The sequence below is a fragment of the Hyunsoonleella ulvae genome, assembly GCF_016827605.1.
Lineage (GTDB): Bacteria > Bacteroidota > Bacteroidia > Flavobacteriales > Flavobacteriaceae > Jejuia > Jejuia ulvae.
In genome coordinates this window covers 365,877-383,662 of sequence record NZ_JAEPJQ010000003.1, presented here as the reverse complement: position 1 = coordinate 383,662, position 17,786 = coordinate 365,877, and the positions used below count along the sequence as shown (strand labels likewise).

Annotated in this window: 15 protein-coding genes; 7 read left to right on the top strand and 8 right to left on the bottom strand. The window is 35.8% G+C overall.

The annotated features are described in order from the left end of the window. Nucleotides 1-58 precede the first annotated feature (58 nt). Both JS605_RS10650 and JS605_RS10645 read right to left on the bottom strand, forming a co-directional pair. A complete protein-coding gene (locus tag JS605_RS10650) occupies nucleotides 59-499 on the bottom strand; it encodes a hypothetical protein (RefSeq protein WP_203257707.1) in 441 nt (146 codons plus the stop codon). A gap of 168 nt (nucleotides 500-667) precedes the next feature. After that, nucleotides 668-4,252, bottom strand: a complete 3,585-nt coding sequence (locus tag JS605_RS10645) for a T9SS type A sorting domain-containing protein (RefSeq protein WP_203257706.1) — start codon at nucleotides 4,250-4,252, stop codon at nucleotides 668-670. Nucleotides 4,253-4,520: 268 nt separating this feature from the next. Here JS605_RS10645 and JS605_RS10640 point away from each other — a divergent pair, with 268 nt between their 5' ends. The 7 genes from JS605_RS10640 (at nucleotide 4,521) to def (ending at nucleotide 10,915) form a co-directional block, all read left to right on the top strand. Further along, the gene (locus JS605_RS10640) at nucleotides 4,521-5,549 is read left to right on the top strand and encodes a rod shape-determining protein (RefSeq protein ID WP_130937587.1); all 1,029 of its coding nucleotides are present in this window, start codon (nucleotides 4,521-4,523) and stop codon (nucleotides 5,547-5,549) included. Nucleotides 5,550-5,572: 23 nt separating this feature from the next. Next, nucleotides 5,573-5,728 (top strand): hypothetical protein, encoded by a 156-nt coding sequence (locus tag JS605_RS10635; protein ID WP_203257705.1) that lies wholly within the window; start codon nucleotides 5,573-5,575, stop codon nucleotides 5,726-5,728. 11 nt (nucleotides 5,729-5,739) lie between these two features. After that, nucleotides 5,740-6,555: a rod shape-determining protein MreC gene (mreC, locus tag JS605_RS10630; RefSeq protein ID WP_203257704.1), complete on the top strand. Its 816-nt coding sequence runs from the start codon at nucleotides 5,740-5,742 to the stop codon at nucleotides 6,553-6,555. Nucleotides 6,556-6,724: 169 nt separating this feature from the next. Further along, nucleotides 6,725-7,051, top strand: a complete 327-nt coding sequence (locus JS605_RS17680) for a hypothetical protein (RefSeq protein ID WP_317194148.1) — start codon at nucleotides 6,725-6,727, stop codon at nucleotides 7,049-7,051. Continuing rightward, complete coding sequence (mrdA, locus tag JS605_RS10620; protein WP_203257702.1) at nucleotides 7,051-8,988, top strand: penicillin-binding protein 2; 1,938 nt, start codon at nucleotides 7,051-7,053, stop codon at nucleotides 8,986-8,988. The genes JS605_RS17680 and mrdA overlap by 1 nt, the downstream gene beginning before the upstream one ends. Next, nucleotides 8,988-10,265 carry a rod shape-determining protein RodA gene (gene rodA / locus JS605_RS10615; RefSeq protein WP_203257701.1) on the top strand — a complete coding sequence of 426 codons (1,278 nt, stop codon included), beginning with the start codon at nucleotides 8,988-8,990 and terminating at the stop codon, nucleotides 10,263-10,265. The genes mrdA and rodA overlap by 1 nt, the downstream gene beginning before the upstream one ends. A 32-nt stretch (nucleotides 10,266-10,297) precedes the next feature. Next, nucleotides 10,298-10,915, top strand: a complete 618-nt coding sequence (gene def / locus JS605_RS10610; protein WP_203257700.1) for a peptide deformylase — start codon at nucleotides 10,298-10,300, stop codon at nucleotides 10,913-10,915. 16 nt (nucleotides 10,916-10,931) lie between these two features. Here def and JS605_RS10605 read toward each other — a convergent pair whose 3' ends face one another. From JS605_RS10605 to JS605_RS10580, 6 genes are all read right to left on the bottom strand, one after another. After that, entirely contained in the window at nucleotides 10,932-11,909 is a 978-nt protein-coding gene (locus JS605_RS10605) for a polyprenyl synthetase family protein (RefSeq protein WP_203257699.1), read from the bottom strand. Nucleotides 11,910-11,932: 23 nt separating this feature from the next. Further along, on the bottom strand, nucleotides 11,933-12,973 hold the full coding sequence (gene rlmN / locus JS605_RS10600) for a 23S rRNA (adenine(2503)-C(2))-methyltransferase RlmN (RefSeq protein WP_203257698.1): 1,041 nt from the start codon (nucleotides 12,971-12,973) through the stop codon (nucleotides 11,933-11,935). A 172-nt stretch (nucleotides 12,974-13,145) separates the two neighbouring features. Then, on the bottom strand, nucleotides 13,146-14,195 hold the full coding sequence (gene queA / locus JS605_RS10595; protein ID WP_203257697.1) for a tRNA preQ1(34) S-adenosylmethionine ribosyltransferase-isomerase QueA: 1,050 nt from the start codon (nucleotides 14,193-14,195) through the stop codon (nucleotides 13,146-13,148). An 80-nt stretch (nucleotides 14,196-14,275) separates the two neighbouring features. Continuing rightward, nucleotides 14,276-15,493, bottom strand: coding sequence for a 3-phosphoshikimate 1-carboxyvinyltransferase (locus JS605_RS10590; protein WP_203257696.1), 1,218 nt, complete (start codon nucleotides 15,491-15,493; stop codon nucleotides 14,276-14,278). Nucleotides 15,494-15,537: 44 nt separating this feature from the next. Next, nucleotides 15,538-15,864, bottom strand: a complete 327-nt coding sequence (locus JS605_RS10585) for a nucleotide pyrophosphohydrolase (RefSeq protein WP_203257695.1) — start codon at nucleotides 15,862-15,864, stop codon at nucleotides 15,538-15,540. Further along, the gene (locus JS605_RS10580) at nucleotides 15,864-17,786 is read right to left on the bottom strand and encodes a DUF3857 domain-containing protein (RefSeq protein ID WP_203257694.1); all 1,923 of its coding nucleotides are present in this window, start codon (nucleotides 17,784-17,786) and stop codon (nucleotides 15,864-15,866) included. Before JS605_RS10580 ends, JS605_RS10585 begins: the two co-directional genes overlap by 1 nt.

The window sequence follows — 17,786 nt, the reverse complement described above, 5'->3', positions numbered from 1 at the left end:
ATTCAAAAAAAAACCGCAAGGTTCACTTGCGGTTTTTGTTTCTTTAATGATGAGAATCTTATTTTCCTTGTACTCCCGTAACTGTACCTCTAGATGTAACCGGATCACTATCCCATAAAAAGGTTTCTATTTGTACTAAATCAGACGGAGGATTTTCAACTACAAAATCAACACGATAAGCATTAAAAGTTTGACAGCTCTGCTCTGGCGCATCATAAATAATGAAAAAGTCCAATTGTGTTTCGCCAGAATCAGAAATAACAGATTCTTGATTTACAGCAGATAAGTTTGGTGTTTCAGAAGACGCTACAAATACTACTGCACTTACTTGTAAATTTCCCTCTGCACTAAAACTTACTTGCACAAGCGGTGGCAAGGGTTTTATACTTGATGAATTGTAATCAAATTCGATTTGAGAATTTAAATTTGTGATGTTTACCAAGGTTTGGTCTATAGGTACTCCTGGTGGAGTAGTTACACTTAAAATTGATGTACTCATGATAAATTTGGGGTTTTAGATTAATGATTGTAATTATTTTTTATTTTAAAATCATCCAATAGTATAAAATATATCGATTAAATGCAAATAAATAGGTTAAAACGTATTTTTAGACATAAAAAAAGAGCATTCGTAAATGCTCTTTTAAATTGTATAATTATGACTATTTTAATTTTTAACTACTCTTTTCGTTATACTACTTCCAGAATCCTCATCGGTAATATTTAAAAAATATGTACCGTTAGAAAGCTGACTTAAATCTAACGTCATTCTATTACTTGTAGATGTAGAAGTCTGAATATGTTGTTTTCCTAAAATATCAAAAACTTTAATATTTAAATTCAGACTATTGTTTCCTTTATAACTAATGGTAACAGAGGAATGAGTAGGGTTTGGATATAACGACACATTAAAATTAGTTTCAAAATCGTTTGTTGATAGTGAGCTACAATCCGTTCCTGTTAATCGTGTTACAGAAATAGCATTTGAAAGATCAAAACATCCACTCAAATCAGACACATAAGTCGCACTTCCTAAACCAATATCTCCTGTGTATCTTAAATACCAGATATCACAAACACCCGCTGGGGCACCCTCTAAACTAAAACCGCCTGCTGGTTGTGTAGCTGGAGCACCTAAAATCTCTCCTGTGGCTTGATCAGTGATTACCCATGTGGCACTATCACCTGAACGTGCTACCGAATCTTCAAACTCTACAGCTATTAAATCATCGGTGCCTTCGCCCACGCAAATCTCTGCTGTGGTATCTGTAGTGCCTGCAATTTGTATCGCTCCACCATTTACTGCATTTCTTGATACTGAGATTGGGTTAGACAGATCGAAACAGCCACTTAAGTCTGCAACATTCGTTGCGCTACCTAGGCCTATATCGCCTGTGTATCTCAAGTACCAGATGTCACAGATTCCTGTTGGTGCACCCTCTAAACTAAAACCGCCTGCTGGTTGGGTTGCTGGCGCTCCTAAAATATCTCCTGTGGCTTGATCCGTGATTACCCATGTAGCATTATCGCCTGAACGTGCTACCGAATCGTCAAACTCTACGGCTATCAAATCATCGGTACCCTCGCCTACGCATATCTCTGTCGTAGTATCTGTAGTACCTGCGATTTGAATCGCTCCACCATTTACTGCATTTCTTGATACTGAGATTGGGTTAGATAGGTCGAAACAGCCACTTAAGTCTGCAACATTCGTTGCGCTACCTAGGCCTATATCGCCTGTATATCTTAAATACCAGATGTCACAGATTCCTGATGGGGCACCTTCTAAACTAAAACCGCCTGCTGGTTGCGTGGCTGGGGCTCCCAAAATATCTCCTGTAGCTTGATCCGTGATTACCCATGTAGATGAATCGCCACTCAATACGCCTGCATCTACAAATTCTACTTCTATCCCATCTACTACCCCTTCTCCTACACATATCTCCGCTGTAGTATCTGTTGTACCTGCGATTTGGATGGCTCCGCCTTGAGTATCGCAAATATTATCACAGTCTGTCCCTGTTAATCTCGTTACTGAAATAGCATTTGAAAGATCAAAACATCCACTTAAATCTGACACATAAGTCGCACTACCTAAACCTATATCTCCTGTATATCTTAAATACCAAATATCACAGATACCTGCTGGGGCAGCTTCTAAACTAAACCCGCCTACTGGTTGTGTGGCTGGAGCACCTAAAATCTCTCCCGTGGCTTGATCCGTGATTACCCATGTGGCACTATCGCCTGAACGTGCTATGGAATCGTCAAACTCTACGGCTATTAAATCATCTGTGCCTTCCCCTACGCAGATCTCTGCCGTGGTATCTGTAGTACCTGCGATTTGGATAGCCCCACCGTTAACTGCATTTCTCGACACTGATATTGGGTTGGATAGATCGAAACAGCCGCTTAAGTCTGCAACATTCGTTGCGCTGCCTAAGCCTATATCGCCTGTATATCTTAAATACCAGATATCACATATACCTGTTGGTGCGCCCTCTAAACTAAACCCGCCTACTGGTTGCGTGGCTGGGGCTCCTAAAATATCGCCTGTGGCCTGGTCTGTGATTACCCATGTGGCACTATCGCCTGAACGGGCCACAGAATCGTCAAACTCTACTGCTATCAAATCATCGGTACCTTCTCCCACGCAGATCTCTGCTGTGGTATCTGTAGTACCTGCAATTCGGATTGCACCTCCATTTACTGCATTTCTTGACACTGATATTGGATTCGATAAATCGAAACATCCACTCAAATCTGATACGTTGGTTGCTGTTGCTAAACCTATATCGCCTGTGTATCTTAAATACCAGATGTCACAGATACCTGTTGGGGCGCCCTCTAAACTAAACCCGCCTACTGGTTGGGTTGCTGGGGCTCCCAAAATATCGCCAGTTGCTTGATCCGTGATTACCCATGTGGCACTATCGCCTGAACGTGCTATGGAATCGTCAAACTCTACGGCTATTAAATCATCTGTGCCTTCCCCTACGCAGATCTCTGTCGTGGTATCTGTAGTACCTGCAATTTGGATAGCCCCACCGTTAACTGCATTTCTCGACACTGATATTGGGTTGGATAGATCGAAACAGCCACTTAAATCTGCAACATTCGTTGCGCTGCCTAAGCCTATATCGCCTGTATATCTCAAGTACCAAATATCACATACACCCGTTGGTGCTCCCTCTAAACTAAACCCGCCTGCTGGTTGCGTGGCTGGGGCTCCTAATATAGTACCTGTGGCTTGATCCGTGATTACCCATGTAGCATTATCTCCTGAACGGGCCACAGAATCGTCAAACTCTACTGCTATTAAATCATCGGTACCTTCCCCTACGCAGATCTCTGCCGTGGTATCTGTAGTACCTGCAATTCGGATTGCACCTCCATTTACTGCATTTCTCGACACTGATATCGGGTTGGATAGATCAAAACACCCACTTAAATCTGCAACATTCGTTGCGCTACCTAAGCCTATATCGCCTGTATATCTTAAATACCAGATATCACATATACCTGTTGGTGCGCCCTCTAAACTAAACCCGCCTGCTGGTTGGGTGGCTGGCGCTCCTAAAATATCGCCTGTGGCTTGATCGGTTATTACCCATGTTGATGAATCACCGCTCAATACGCCTGCATCTACAAATTCTACTTCTATTCCATCTACTACCCCTTCGCCTACACAGATCTCTGCTGTAGTGTCTGTAGTTCCTGATATTTGGATGGCTCCGCCTTCCGCATTACAAGCACTCCATGAAGTAGCAGAACCGCCTGTTGTAGTTGTGTAAGGCGCATTTCCTGAAACAAAATTACTAGTACTATCCCATCTTCCCGCTGTTACCGCTTGCGACACACGAGGCTGACTACCAGCCCCCCATTGTACATAATCAATTAAATCAGTAGGATTTGATGATCCAAAGCTACTATTACTAAATAAACTTAAACCATCCATGGCATCGTCCATAGTGTATGATAAAGTTACATTTGCCCCAGCTGACAGCATAATACTACCACTTATTGGTGTGAGCGACCCTATTTGCACATATGTACCTGGACCTAAACATAACTGGTAATCTGTTAAATTTACTAACGTCATCCCAGGATTTGTAATGGTTAAAACATCTGATGTTGGATCTACATGAGTAAACCTAACGTCTGTTGCATTTGCATGAAATAATACTCCTAAGAAGCATATCATCAAAAAACACTTTTTCATAAAATTCCACGTGGGTAATTCTTTTTTCATTTTGATTTTTCTATTTGTTAATTATTGATTGATAAAACTAACAACCAACAATGATTCAAAATGTTAGCTATCTTACATTTTGAAAAAACAAATGTTAAAATTGACTTTTCTCAGTAAAAAGAGTAATGTATCACTTAGACAAAGCGTATCAAATAGGGAGATATTTTCGATTTTAAATATTTTGATATACTATTAAACTTAAATATTTATGAACTTTTATTACTTTTACGGGATTCGTTTTTAAACCACTTTAAACTTCTTACATCATATGGGATTTTTTGACTTCCTAACCGAAGACATAGCTATTGATTTAGGTACTGCTAATACCTTGATTATTCACAACGATAAAGTTGTTGTGGACGCTCCTTCTATCGTAGCCAGAGACAGGGTTAACAATAAAATTATTGCTGTAGGACAGGAAGCGAGTTTAATGCAAGGAAAAACCCATGAAAACATTAAAACCATTCGTCCTTTGAAAGATGGAGTGATTGCTGATTTTGATGCTTCTGAGCAAATGATAAGTATGTTTATCAAAAACATTCCTGCATTAAAAAAGAAGTTTTTCACTCCTGCTCTTAGAATGGTTATTTGTATTCCTTCTGGTATTACCGAAGTAGAAATGCGTGCTGTAAAAGAAAGTGCAGAACGCGTTAACGGAAAGGAAGTATACTTAATACACGAACCTATGGCTGCTGCAATAGGTATTGGTGTTGATATCATGCAACCAAAAGGAAATATGGTTGTAGATATAGGTGGCGGTACTACTGAAATTGCCGTGATAGCCCTTGGGGGTATTGTTTGTGACAAATCTGTTAAAATCGCAGGAGATGTGTTTACCAACGATATTGTGTATTATATGCGCACCCAACATAACTTATACGTTGGAGAGCGTACTGCTGAAAAAATTAAAATACAAATTGGTGCTGCAACTGAAGATTTAGAATTACCTCCAGAAGATATGAGTGTTCAAGGACGCGACCTATTGACTGGAAAACCAAAACAAGTTTCAATTTCTTTTAGAGAAATTGCAAAAGCACTTGATAAATCAATTTTGAGAATTGAAGATGCAGTAATGGAAACGTTAGGACAAACACCTCCTGAATTAGCCGCAGACATATACAATACAGGTATTTATTTAGCTGGTGGAGGATCCATGCTGCGCGGTTTAGACAAACGATTATCGCAAAAAACAGATTTACCTGTTTATATTGCCGAAGACCCTTTAAGAGCTGTTGTTAGAGGTACAGGTATTACACTTAAAAACTTACCTAAATATAAAAGTGTATTGATAAAGTAAACCCTTTTTAAAAACGCTGTGATATGTTTAAGGACGTTATTTTAAAATCCACAAATGCATCTTATGCGTTAGGGATTGCAACGGCATCCTTTTTTGCATTTTGTAGCAAAAAAGATATAGTGGAAAGCCCGACCACGCCAAAGCGTGGTAACGCCCAAAATACAACCATTAACAATTAGGCTGATAAACTATGCAACAGATTATAAACTTTATAATAAGGAACAAAAATTTTTTATTGTTCCTATTGCTTTTTGGTATTGGTCTTATTTTTACCATCCAATCCCACTCTTATCACAAAAGCAAGTTTGTTAGTTCTGCTAATTTTTTAAGTGGTGGTGTTTACAATTCAGTTAATAATATTAACGCTTATTTTGACTTAAAATCTCAAAATCAACTATTGGCGGAGGAAAACAGACGTCTAAATGAATTATTATTCAACAGCAAAACGGATGATTCTATTACCAATGATGAGTTTGCACCAATAAATTATAAATACACTTCGGCCAATGTTATTCGTAATAGCTACAATTTAACCAATAATTTTTTATTGATAAATAGAGGCAAGAACGATAGTATTAAAGAAGATTTTGGTGTTATTTCTTCTTTAGGCATTGTGGGTATTATAGACGATGTTTCTAATAATTACGCCAAGGTAATTTCCATTTTAAATTCTAAAAGCAGCATAAGTGCTACGCTTAAAAAATCTGGGCATATAGGTTCGTTAACTTGGAATACGAATGCTCCAAATATTATTCAACTAATTGATGTAGAAAAAATAGCTCCTGTTTCTAAAGGTGATACCATTGTTACCTCTGGGCAATCTTTAATTTTCCCTAAAAACATACCTGTTGGCACTGTACTAAATTTCAAACTAGACGCTACTGAAAATTTCTACGAAATTGATGTACAATTGTTTAATGACATGACAAATATTGAACATGTTTACATCATTGAAAACACTAACAAACAAGAAATTGAATCTTTACTAGAAAACACGAATGAATAGTATTATAACTGGACAAAGTATTAGGTTTATTTTGCTTGTATTATTTCAGGTAATACTGTTTAACCATATCAATTTTTTGGGTTATATCAATCCTTACGTATACATCATTTTTATTATTTTCTTTCCCATAAAAAATAACCGCCTTTTATTTTTAGTTCTTGCTTTTTTTATGGGTTTAGCGATTGATATGTTTTCTGATTCAGGTGGGATCCATACATGTGCCTCAGTTTTTATTGCCTATGCAAGACCTGTTTTTTTAAAGTTTGCCTTTGGTACCATGTACGAGCATAATAATGTAAAGTTTGATAATACCGACTTTGGAGCAAAACTGATTTATATAGCTTTGTTAACTTTATTACATCATATTATTTTATTTTCCCTAGAAATATTTAGTATTTCAAGAATACTAATGGTGTTTCAAAAAACGTTATTCTCAAGTATATTTACTATTGTAATGATTACATTGATTTCAATCATTTTTAGTCGAAAACACTAATGAGGCAATTTTTACTTTTTTTATTGGTAATTTTATGTGGTATTACCTTTATTGGCAGACTATTTTATCTCCAAATTTACAAAGGAAGGTCAAATAGTTTACATGACGACAATGCTATACGAAAAGTTTGGGATTACCCAAAACGCGGTTTTGTGTATGACAGAAATGGAAAACTTTTAGTAGGCAACCAACCTTCTTATGATGTTATGGTAATTCCGCGAGAAGTTGGCAATTTTGATGTTGATGAGTTTTGTAAGCTTTTAAAAATATCACGAGAAACTTACGATAAAAAACTAGAGCGTGCCACGAGATACTCACCTAGGTTAGCCTCCCCCTTTGTTCCCCAACTTTCAAAAGAAGATTACGCAGTACTTCAAGAAAAAATGCGGAAGTTTGAAGGTTTCTACATTCAAAAAAGACCTTTAAGAAAATATGAAACCACTATTGGAGCTAACGTACTAGGAGATATTGGAGAAGTAAACAACAGAGATATAAAGAACGATCCTTACTACCAAATGGGAGATTTAAAAGGAAAAAATGGAGTAGAAGCTTCTTACGAAAAAACCTTGAGAGGCGTTAAAGGTATTAAGCGTATTTTAAGAGACAGATTTAACAAAGATATTGGTCCATACAAAGATGGTAAGTTTGATTCCCTTCCTGAACAAGGCAAAGATATAACCATAACCATTGATGCAAACTTACAAGCTTATGGCGAACTGCTCATGGAAAACAAACGTGGTGGTGTAATTGCCCTTGAGCCCTCTTCCGGAGAAATTTTAGCCATGGTGGCTGCACCTACTTACGATCCTAATATCCTGGTGGGTAGGGAGCGTTCAAAAAACTTTACCAAGTTACTACGTGACAAAATTGCTAATCCATTATTTAATAGAAGTATTCAGGGTGTTTACGCACCGGGTTCGCCTTTTAAACTTATGAATGCTTTAATTGGTTTACAAGAAGATGTTATTACACCTGATGAAAAAATCACTTGTTATGCTGGTTATAAATATGGCAACCGCTTTATGAAATGTCACTGTTATAGAGGAAGGCGCAATAATATGATTACCGGCATACAAGAATCTTGTAATGCTTATTTTGCTACTACATATAGACGTATTTTAGATAAATCTGGTAATGCATCTGAAGGAATTGATGCTTGGAGCAAACATGCACAAAGTTTTGGGCTTGGTAACTTTTTAAATAATGATTTGCATGTAGGTCAAAAAGGACGTATGCCAGATAGAGCGTATTATAAACATGCGTATCCTAAAACATTCTATTCAACGTATACCATCTCTAATGCGATAGGTCAAGGAGAGGTAGCTACTACACCTATACAACTAGCTAATATGACCTGTGCTATTGCCAACAGAGGGTATTATTACACACCACATATTATTAAAAATATTGAGGATGAGACACTGCCAGATAATTTTACAAAGCCAAAATATACTACGATAGACAAAGCTCATTTTGAACCCGTAATTGAAGGGATGCATGCTGTTTACAAAAACGGAACAGCAAAATTCTTAAACATTAAAGGGATTGACATTTGTGGTAAGACTGGCACCGTAGAAAACTTTGCGATTATTGATAGTGTAAGAACACAACTAACAGACCATTCTATTTTTGTAGCATTTGCTCCTAAATACGACCCCAAGATTGCTATAGCGGTTTTTGTTGAAAATGGGTATTGGGGTAGTCGTTTTGCCGGGAAAGTAGCAAGTTTAATGATTGAAAAGCACATTAAAGGGCATATTACCAGAACAGACTTGGAAGAATGGCTTTTAAAGCACTCCTTAGAAAACGAATATGCCAAACCTTATTCAGGAGTTCCTTTTAATATTAATGGTAAAACGCAATTACAAATTGTTGAAGAGCCAGAATACTACCGTTTAAAACGAAAGTTAAACCAACTTAACGCAGCTGCTAACTAATGGTTAGAGAATCAAATAGATATTTTAAATTCGATTGGGCTACCATTGTTCTTTTTCTACTTTTGGTAGGTTTTGGTTGGCTTAATATTTTATCTGCCTCACACTCAGGAACTAATATTAACTATTTCGATTTCACGCAACCCTTTGGGAAACAACTGGCTTTTATCTGCTTAACTCTAATACTTATAGTATTACTTTTAGCTATTGATGCCAAGTTCTATGAACGCTTTGCAAGTATTTTTTATATTATTTCAATGCTATCCCTTATAGGGCTTTTCCTTTTTGGAAAAAATGTGAATGGTGCTACCTCATGGTACGCCATAGGAAGTTTTACCCTTCAACCTAGTGAATTTGCCAAAGCCGCTACCGCTCTAGCTATTGCTAAGTATATAAGTGATTTGAACACGGATATAAACACACTAAAAGACCAGTTTCGTACGTTCCTTATTATACTTATTCCTGCCATTTTAGTTTTATTACAAAATGATACTGGGAGTACTGTTGTTTATGGTGCTTTCTTTTTTGTGTTATACCGTGAAGGCTTACCAAAAGCATATCTTATCATTGGTGGTTTGATAGTACTACTCTCTATACTTGCACTCAAATTTGGTGCAATAGTTACTACTGTTATAGCTACTTTAGTAGTGCTATTTCTATTCTTTTTTAGCAAACGTAAAGCTTCTAAATTCCAAAGTGTGTTTGCAATTATTATAAGTGCTTCCTTAAGTTTTGGTATACAATTTTTTTACAAAAGTATACTAAAACCGCATCAGCAAGACCGTATCAGCTTATGGTTAGGCCTAGAAAAAGACCCCGAAAAACTAGAGGCTATGAAACGTACGTTTGCCTATAACCTCAACGAATCTGAAAAAGCAATAAGTTCTGGAGGTTTTACAGGAAAAGGCTTCATGGAAGGCACCCGTACTACTGGCAAGTTTGTACCAGAGCAACATACCGATTATATTTTTAGTACCGTAGGAGAGGAATGGGGATTTATGGGCACCACTTTTGTTGTTGTACTATATGTATTACTCATACTTAGAATTTTACATTTAGCCGAACTTCAAAAATCACAGTTCAGTCGTATATATGGCTATGGCGTGGCCTCAATTATTTTTATTCACTTCATGGTTAATATTGGCATGGTAATGGGTTTAATCCCTACAATTGGTATTCCTCTACCAATGTTTAGTTATGGTGGGTCTGGTTTATGGGCATTCACTATTTTACTGTTTATTTTTATTAAATTGGATTCTAACCGTATTAATGAATGGTAAGTTGATTATCGGTTATTAATTATATAATCCTTATGAAAAAAGTTGTTGTTTTTGTGTTTGGTATACTTTTAGTTTATGGTTGCTCTGGCGCTAAACATATAAAAACGTCTTCCTTTTCATCAGATGAAAAGGAACGTATCACAAATAAGGACAGTTTAACCCCTATGCGTGTATACAAAATCTCTAATAAAGCCGATTCTTTACTTTTACGAGCCAAGAGTACTTACATAAAACCAAACCCAAACGATATTATATTAAAAACATTTGTTAAGCGTTTGTACGCTACAGTAACAGATAGTATGTCTCTAGGTGTTGGTATCGCTGCACCGCAAGTAGGTATTTTAAAAAATATAATTTGGGTACAACGTTTAGATAAAGACAACCTACCTTTTGAAGTATATCTCAATCCAAAAATTGACACCTATTCTCAACAAAAACAAACTGTTCGCGAAGGTTGCCTATCTATTCCAAACAGAAGTGAAACTTTGAATAGTCGTGCTCAAGAGATTATTATAACATATGATACTATGGATGGGGTGCAAAAAACTGAAACTGTAGTGGGGTTTACCGCAGTAATTTTTCAGCATGAAATAGATCATCTTAACGGCATTTTATATTTAGATCACTTAGAAAAAGAATTAAAAAACTAAATTAATCTATAAATAGTTACTTCTTCCTATCAATTACATAATTTACCATCAATTCTAGTGAATTTTTGTATTCTGAATCTGGATAATCTTCTAACAGTTTAAGTGCTTGCTCTTGGAAAGACTTCATTTTTTTGACAGCATAATCTAAACCTCCATTATCTTTAACAAAGGCAATCACTTCTTTTACTCTTTTTTTGTCTTTATTGTAATTTTTAATGGAGTTAATCAACCATTTTTTATCCCTTTTATTAGCATGATTTATAGCATAAATTAAGGGTAATGTCATTTTTTGTTCCTTAATATCTATTCCCGTAGGTTTACCTATTTGGGTTTCCCCATAATCAAACAAATCGTCTTTTATCTGAAACGCCATCCCTATTAGCTCTCCAAACTTACGCATAGTGTCTACATGTTTAGATTTCGGCTTTACCGAAGCAGCTCCTAAACTACAGCAAGCAGCAATTAAAGTTGCTGTTTTTTGACGAATTATTTCGTAATATACATCTTCGGTTATATCTAATTTTCTGGCTTTTTCAATTTGTAACAATTCGCCTTCACTCATTTCACGAACAGCAATTGATATGATTTTCAATAAATCAAAATCGTTATTATCAATGGATAGCAATAATCCTTTTGATAGCAGATAATCTCCAATTAAAACAGCAATTTTATTTTTCCAAAGTGCATTTACTGAGAAAAACCCTCTCCTACGGTTACTATCATCTACAACATCATCATGTACCAAAGTAGCTGTGTGAATTAGTTCTATTACTGAAGCACCTCGGTAGGTACGTTCGCTTACCTCGCCTTCGGATACCATTTTTGCTACCAAAAACACAAACATAGGGCGCATTTGCTTCCCTTTTCGATTTACTATGTAATGCGTAATCCTATTAAGCAGAGCCACTTTACTTGACATGGAGAGTTGAAACTTTTGTTCAAAAAGTTCCATTTCGTAAGCTATGGGTTGTTTTATTTGCTCTACTATCTTCATCGAGTTTGCAAATATACCATTTGTTAAGATTTATTTGCTAATTGCCCACAGGCAGCATCAATATCTTTTCCTCTACTTCTACGAATAGTTACTGTGATATTGTTGGCTTCTAATACGTTTTGATACATATCAATAGCTCTGGAATCTGCCTGTTGAAATTCGCCATCATCTATGGGATTGTATTCAATTAAATTTACTTTACTGGGGGCAAACTTGCAAAACTGCACTAATGCATCTACATCTTTTCTTTTATCGTTTATACCTTTCCAAACTACATATTCGTAAGTAATTCTATTTTTGGTTTTAGCATACCAATACTCTAAAGCCTCCCTTAGATCTGCTAGAGGAAAGGTTTCATTAAATGGCATAATAGAGGTTCGCACCTCGTCTATTGCAGAATGTAGGGACACCGCAAGCTTAAACTTTACGCCGTCATCTGCTATTTTCTTTATCATTTTTGGAACTCCTGATGTAGAAACTACTATACGCTTTGGTGACATTCCTAGTCCTTCATCTGAGGTAATCTTATCTATGGCTTTTAACACATTATTGTAATTCATCAAGGGCTCACCCATACCCATAAATACAATATTACTTAATGGTCGATTATGGTATAACCTACTCTCTTTATCAATAGCTACTACTTGATCGTAAATTTCATCTGGGTTAAGATTACGCATACGTTTTAGACGTGCTGTTGCACAAAACCGACAGTCTAAACTACATCCTACTTGGCTGGACACACATGCTGTTGTTCTTGTAGCTGTTGGTATTAAAACAGATTCTACCACCAAGCCATCGTGGAGTTTTACAGCATTTTTAATAGTGCCATCACTACTGCGCTGCATGGTATCTACACGAATGTGATTTATTACAAAGTTATCTTCCAACATTTGTCGTGTTTCTTTAGAAATGTTTGTCATTTCCTCAAAACTATGCGCCGATTTTTGCCACAACCATTCGTAAACTTGATTGCCTCGAAAAGCTTTATCCCCTTGATTTATAAAGAAATCTCTAAGCTGTTCTTTTGTTAATGCACGTATGTCTTTTTTTAAAGTACTCATTTGCAATTACAAAAATAGTGAAAGGTTTTACGAATTAATTGGGTTTGAACTACGAATTACAATTGTGACGCTAGAGAGAGTCGTAAAGATTTTGAGCTTTTTAAATGATTAAATAGCATCTTATGTATTCAAGCACATAAAGAAAAAGTCCTGCTTTTTGCAGGACTCTTTTTTATAAAATTAACATGGCATCGCCATAACTGTAAAATTTGTATTTCTCTTTGATGGCTTCGTGATACGCTTCCATTACAAAATCATGCCCTGCAAATGCTGAAATCATCATTAGTAATGTAGATTTTGGTGTATGAAAATTGGTTACCATGCAGTTTGCTATGCTAAAATCGTATGGTGGGAATATAAATTTGTTAGTCCAACCATCCATTTCATTTAGCATTCCACTAGATGACACTGCACTTTCTATAGTACGCATTGCTGTTGTACCTACTGCACACACACGTTTTTTATTTGTTATACCAGTGTTTATGATATCTACCGCTTGAGGACCTATTTTTATCTCCTCGCTGTCCATTTTGTGCTTAGATAAATCTTCCACCTCTACTGGATTAAATGTACCTAAACCTACATGTAAAGTAACTTCGGCAAAATTTATCCCTTTAATTTCAAGACGTTTTAATAAGTGCTTAGAGAAATGTAATCCTGCTGTTGGTGCAGCTACTGCTCCTTCATTTTTGGCATATATGGTTTGGTAGCGCTCTTCATCGTCTGGTTCTACATCCCTTTTTATATACTTTGGTAATGGTGTTTCCCCAAGCTCCCTAAGTTTTATTCTAAATTCTTTGTATGAGCCATCATATAAAAAACGTAATGTACGTCCTCTGGATGTAGTATTGTCTATTACCTCAGCCACCAAGCTTTCATCATCCCCAAAATATAGTTTATTACCAATTCTTATTTTTCTTGCTGGATCTACCAATACGTCCCAAAGACGTTGTTCTTCATTTAATTCCCTCAATAAAAACACCTCTATCCTAGCTCCTGTTTTTTCCTTATTTCCATATAAACGCGCTGGAAATACTTTGGTATTGTTGAGAATCATCACATCATCTTCATCAAAATAGTTAATGAGATCCTTAAACTGCTTGTGTTCTATCGTTTGTTCTTTTCTATTTAAGACCATTAAACGAGATTCATCTCTATTTTCTGAAGGGTACTCTGCTAATAATTCTGCTGGCAAATCAAAACCGAAGTTCGATAATTTCATGGATTATGTGTTTAAGTAATTTTTACAAAGTTGCAAATATACAACCTGAGTATAGGGGTTGTCAAGTAAATGACTGATTATTATTCTGAAATTTTAAAACCAATAGTTTTTAAATCTTCCCAAAATGTGGGATAACTTTTTGAAACCACACCTGCGTCTTCAATAACAATGTCTTGTTTAAGAGCTACTGGTGCAAAAGCCATTGCCATTCTATGATCGTTGTATGTGGCAACTTTTACCATAGGCTTTATGTTTGTGGATGCTTTTAGATGTAACGACTTATCTGTAATTTCAACTGCTCCGCCTAGTTTTTCAATCTCTGTTTTTAAAGCTACTAGCCTATCCGTTTCTTTAATTTTTAAGGTGTGTAACCCTGTTAAATCACATGGAATTCCTAACACAAAACAGGTAACCGTAATAGTTTGCGCTATATCCGGAGCGTTTTTTAAATCTAATGTTAAAGACTCAATGTTTTTAGCTGTCTTTTGCAGTGTAATAACGTTGTCGTTAAACGTTGATGTTACTCCAAAATGCTTGTAAATGTCAACCAAACAAGAATCGCCTTGTAATGAGTTCTTTTTGTAGGAGGAAAGTTGTATTCGTGTCCCTACAGGACTAAGGGCAGCAATACTGAAATAATAGGAGGCCGAAGACCAATCAGATTCTACTACTAATGGTTTTGGCTGTGCTTTTGATGGATATACTTTTATAAGGTTGTCTTTAAAAGAGGTTTTAACCCCTATTTCATTTAGTAGACTTAACGTCATATTGATGTACGGCACGGAGGTAATATCGCCATCCAAAGTCAATTCAATACCTTTCTCTAATTTAGAAGCGATCAATACTAAAGCAGATATATATTGACTGCTCACATTGGCTTTTAGAGTTACTTGGTGCTTTAAAAGCTTCTTTCCTATTATTTGTATTGGAGGAAAACCATCATTTTCAACATACTGTATTTCAGCCCCTAGTTCTCTTAGAGCATCTACCAAAATTTTAATGGGGCGCTCTTTCATGCGTTTAGACCCGGTAAGTATGGTTTTTCTACCTTCTTGAACCGCAAAATATGCAGTTAAAAAACGCATTGCCGTACCTGCATGGTGGATATCTACTACTTCTTCCTTTGAAGCTAGTGCCTTAGCCATTAAATTACTATCATCAGAGTTAGACACATTTTTTAATTCGATTTTCGGAAAAAGTGCCTGCAATAAAAGTAATCGGTTAGACTCACTTTTAGAGCCTGTTATCTCTATAGAGGATTGCTTTTGTATTGTTGATTTTTGTAGAGTAATATCCATTAAAAAACGCTTCTAAAATTAGAAGCGTCAAATATAATTATAAATTATCGCAATTTCTGGTTATTATGATGCCTATCATGGTCTCGCTTTGCTTTTTTATCCATCCTTTTATCAAAGGCTTTTTGCAAATCTACCCCTGTTTGGTTAGCAAGACATAACACTACAAAAAGTACATCTGCCAATTCCTCACCTAAGTCCTTGTCCTTATCACTCTCTTTCTCACTTTGTTCTCCATAACGTCTCGCTATGATTCTGGCAACCTCGCCTACTTCTTCTGTAAGTTGTGCCATGTTGGTAAGCTCACTAAAGTAACGTACCCCATGTTGCTTTATCCAATCATCAACTATTTTTTGAGCGTTTTTTATATCCATTATGCTTTTGTTAGTACTACTTGTTCTGCCTCTTTAATAATCATTTGGTGGAATAATTGTTTTAAAAATGGATAATCTATTGTAGTAATCATGGCTTGATTTATTTCAAAATTAACCAACAATTGTAAGCTATTCCCAACTGGTCTCATTCTGTAGACAAATTTACCCAAATCTTTTGGCATTTTCATAGCAACTGGTTCTGGTTGGGACTCAATAGTATACCCTTCGGGAAGTTGTATTTTTATGATATAATTCTGGCTGAAAGGTGCTCCAAAATCAATGGGGTATTCTCTTTTATCTTCTTTAAAAGGGTTTTCTTCCATCTTAAAGAACATAAAAGGATTAAAGAATAATTTATTACCTGCAACATCCACCCCATTTTCATAATAAAAATCGAAAGATTCATTTACAAATCCTTCATAATGGTCTGCATTTTCTAATTTATATTCTGAAACCTCTATGTTATCCAGTGCCGATTCCCTTTCAGCTATAAAAGCATCCAAATCCCTATCCTTGAATTTTTTTCTTATTTTTAAGGCACTGTGTTTAGAACACCTTGAACTTAAATGACCTTCAATACTACCATCTTCATTTATCTTGGTGTCTACCATATATTGCTCTTTTGACTGCTCTGGTTGCTTGATATCTATAAGATTCCATTTTCTGTTTTCGTTATCAATATATATACCTTTCCAATTATAATCCTTTATTGGAAGCACATTAATATCACTAAACTCATCTGTAGCATCTAAAAAATAAGCTTCTTCCCCTATTCTGGCATAGGCTATTACATAATTTAGCCTATCTACAGTAGGAAAAAAAGGAATAATATTATCTTTTGTGCTTAAAACTACTGGGTTTGCATTGATACCCGCATACCTTAACATAGCCACAAGTGTAAGGTTTATATCTGCCACATTACCTTTTTTCTCTTTTAAGGCTTTTTTTATACCGTGATAAAAATATTTTCCATCAATACCATTCCATGTTATATTATCCTTTACATATTTGAAAAGAATCTTCATTTTTTCTTCAGGCAAGCTTGCATCTTTAAGTATGACATCTAAATCGTCATCAAAAGATCTTGTTTTATCAAGCTGATTTTCATAATCCTCAGTGTTACCAATTGTTTTAGCAACATCAGACCAAGTGGTTGCATAGGTACGGGGTGTTTGCCCAGGTATGATGATAGAGACCAGCTCAAACATTACACCTGATCGGTAATTATTGATATTGTCTACATAATTTTCCTTTTTTAAGGCAGGAACGTTTATCATAGCATATTTAACGGTTTTCATATCATTAAAAGAGTAGCCTCTTTCAGAGTGCACATACAAAAACCCTTTTTGTGTTGCCTTAAAATTAAACCCATCTGGAGTTCTTAGTTCTGCGTCTAACCTTTTTACGGGTATATCATACTGAAACCTAAACTCATCTATGTTCCAAACAAAAGGGGAGGTAATTGTATATTTAAACTCTATAACAGAACCTTCCTTTATGTTAGGCATTGTAAAGCTAACACCTTTATAGTTATAACTTATTTCTTCTTCAAAAATCTGATCTTTATCTAGTTTCGTTTTTACAACTTCGCCATTTTCAAGATTATAAGTATAAGCTTTTAATTTACCTACTGTTTCCCTGCTAGAGCGAGACTTAAAGAGACTGATTTGCTTTGTAGCAAAATCAAAACCCTCTTTGTTATAAATTTTTATGCGCTCATGTACCTCTGTAATTAAGTCATAATTAAACGAAAAATATGTTAACCTATGCTTATAGAGCACCACCGCATTGGCTGATTTGTCCTGTACATATTCTTTTTCTAACAACTCTTCTTTTGTAATTTCTCCAAACTTTATCTCAGATTGGGCTGACAAAAAATGAAAACAACCCATTAAAAAAATTATAGCGTATACTCTTTTCAT

What these genes read in the sequence shown, in the direction of transcription:
- JS605_RS10605 (WP_203257699.1), bottom strand. Translation starts at nt 11,909, where the DNA reads ATGAAGATAGTAGAGCAAATAAAACAACCCATAGCTTACGAAATGGAA.
- JS605_RS10645 (WP_203257706.1), bottom strand. Translation starts at nt 4,252, where the DNA reads ATGAAAAAAGAATTACCCACGTGGAATTTTATGAAAAAGTGTTTTTTG.
- queA (WP_203257697.1), bottom strand. Translation starts at nt 14,195, where the DNA reads ATGAAATTATCGAACTTCGGTTTTGATTTGCCAGCAGAATTATTAGCA.
- JS605_RS10585 (WP_203257695.1), bottom strand. Translation starts at nt 15,864, where the DNA reads ATGGATATAAAAAACGCTCAAAAAATAGTTGATGATTGGATAAAGCAA.
- JS605_RS17680 (WP_317194148.1), top strand. Translation starts at nt 6,725, where the DNA reads ATGGGTTTAGCGATTGATATGTTTTCTGATTCAGGTGGGATCCATACA.
- rodA (WP_203257701.1), top strand. Translation starts at nt 8,988, where the DNA reads ATGGTTAGAGAATCAAATAGATATTTTAAATTCGATTGGGCTACCATT.
- mrdA (WP_203257702.1), top strand. Translation starts at nt 7,051, where the DNA reads ATGAGGCAATTTTTACTTTTTTTATTGGTAATTTTATGTGGTATTACC.
- JS605_RS10635 (WP_203257705.1), top strand. Translation starts at nt 5,573, where the DNA reads ATGTTTAAGGACGTTATTTTAAAATCCACAAATGCATCTTATGCGTTA.
- mreC (WP_203257704.1), top strand. Translation starts at nt 5,740, where the DNA reads ATGCAACAGATTATAAACTTTATAATAAGGAACAAAAATTTTTTATTG.
- JS605_RS10650 (WP_203257707.1), bottom strand. Translation starts at nt 499, where the DNA reads ATGAGTACATCAATTTTAAGTGTAACTACTCCACCAGGAGTACCTATA.
- JS605_RS10590 (WP_203257696.1), bottom strand. Translation starts at nt 15,493, where the DNA reads ATGGATATTACTCTACAAAAATCAACAATACAAAAGCAATCCTCTATA.
- JS605_RS10640 (WP_130937587.1), top strand. Translation starts at nt 4,521, where the DNA reads ATGGGATTTTTTGACTTCCTAACCGAAGACATAGCTATTGATTTAGGT.
- def (WP_203257700.1), top strand. Translation starts at nt 10,298, where the DNA reads ATGAAAAAAGTTGTTGTTTTTGTGTTTGGTATACTTTTAGTTTATGGT.
- rlmN (WP_203257698.1), bottom strand. Translation starts at nt 12,973, where the DNA reads ATGAGTACTTTAAAAAAAGACATACGTGCATTAACAAAAGAACAGCTT.
- JS605_RS10580 (WP_203257694.1), bottom strand. Translation starts at nt 17,786, where the DNA reads ATGAAAAGAGTATACGCTATAATTTTTTTAATGGGTTGTTTTCATTTT.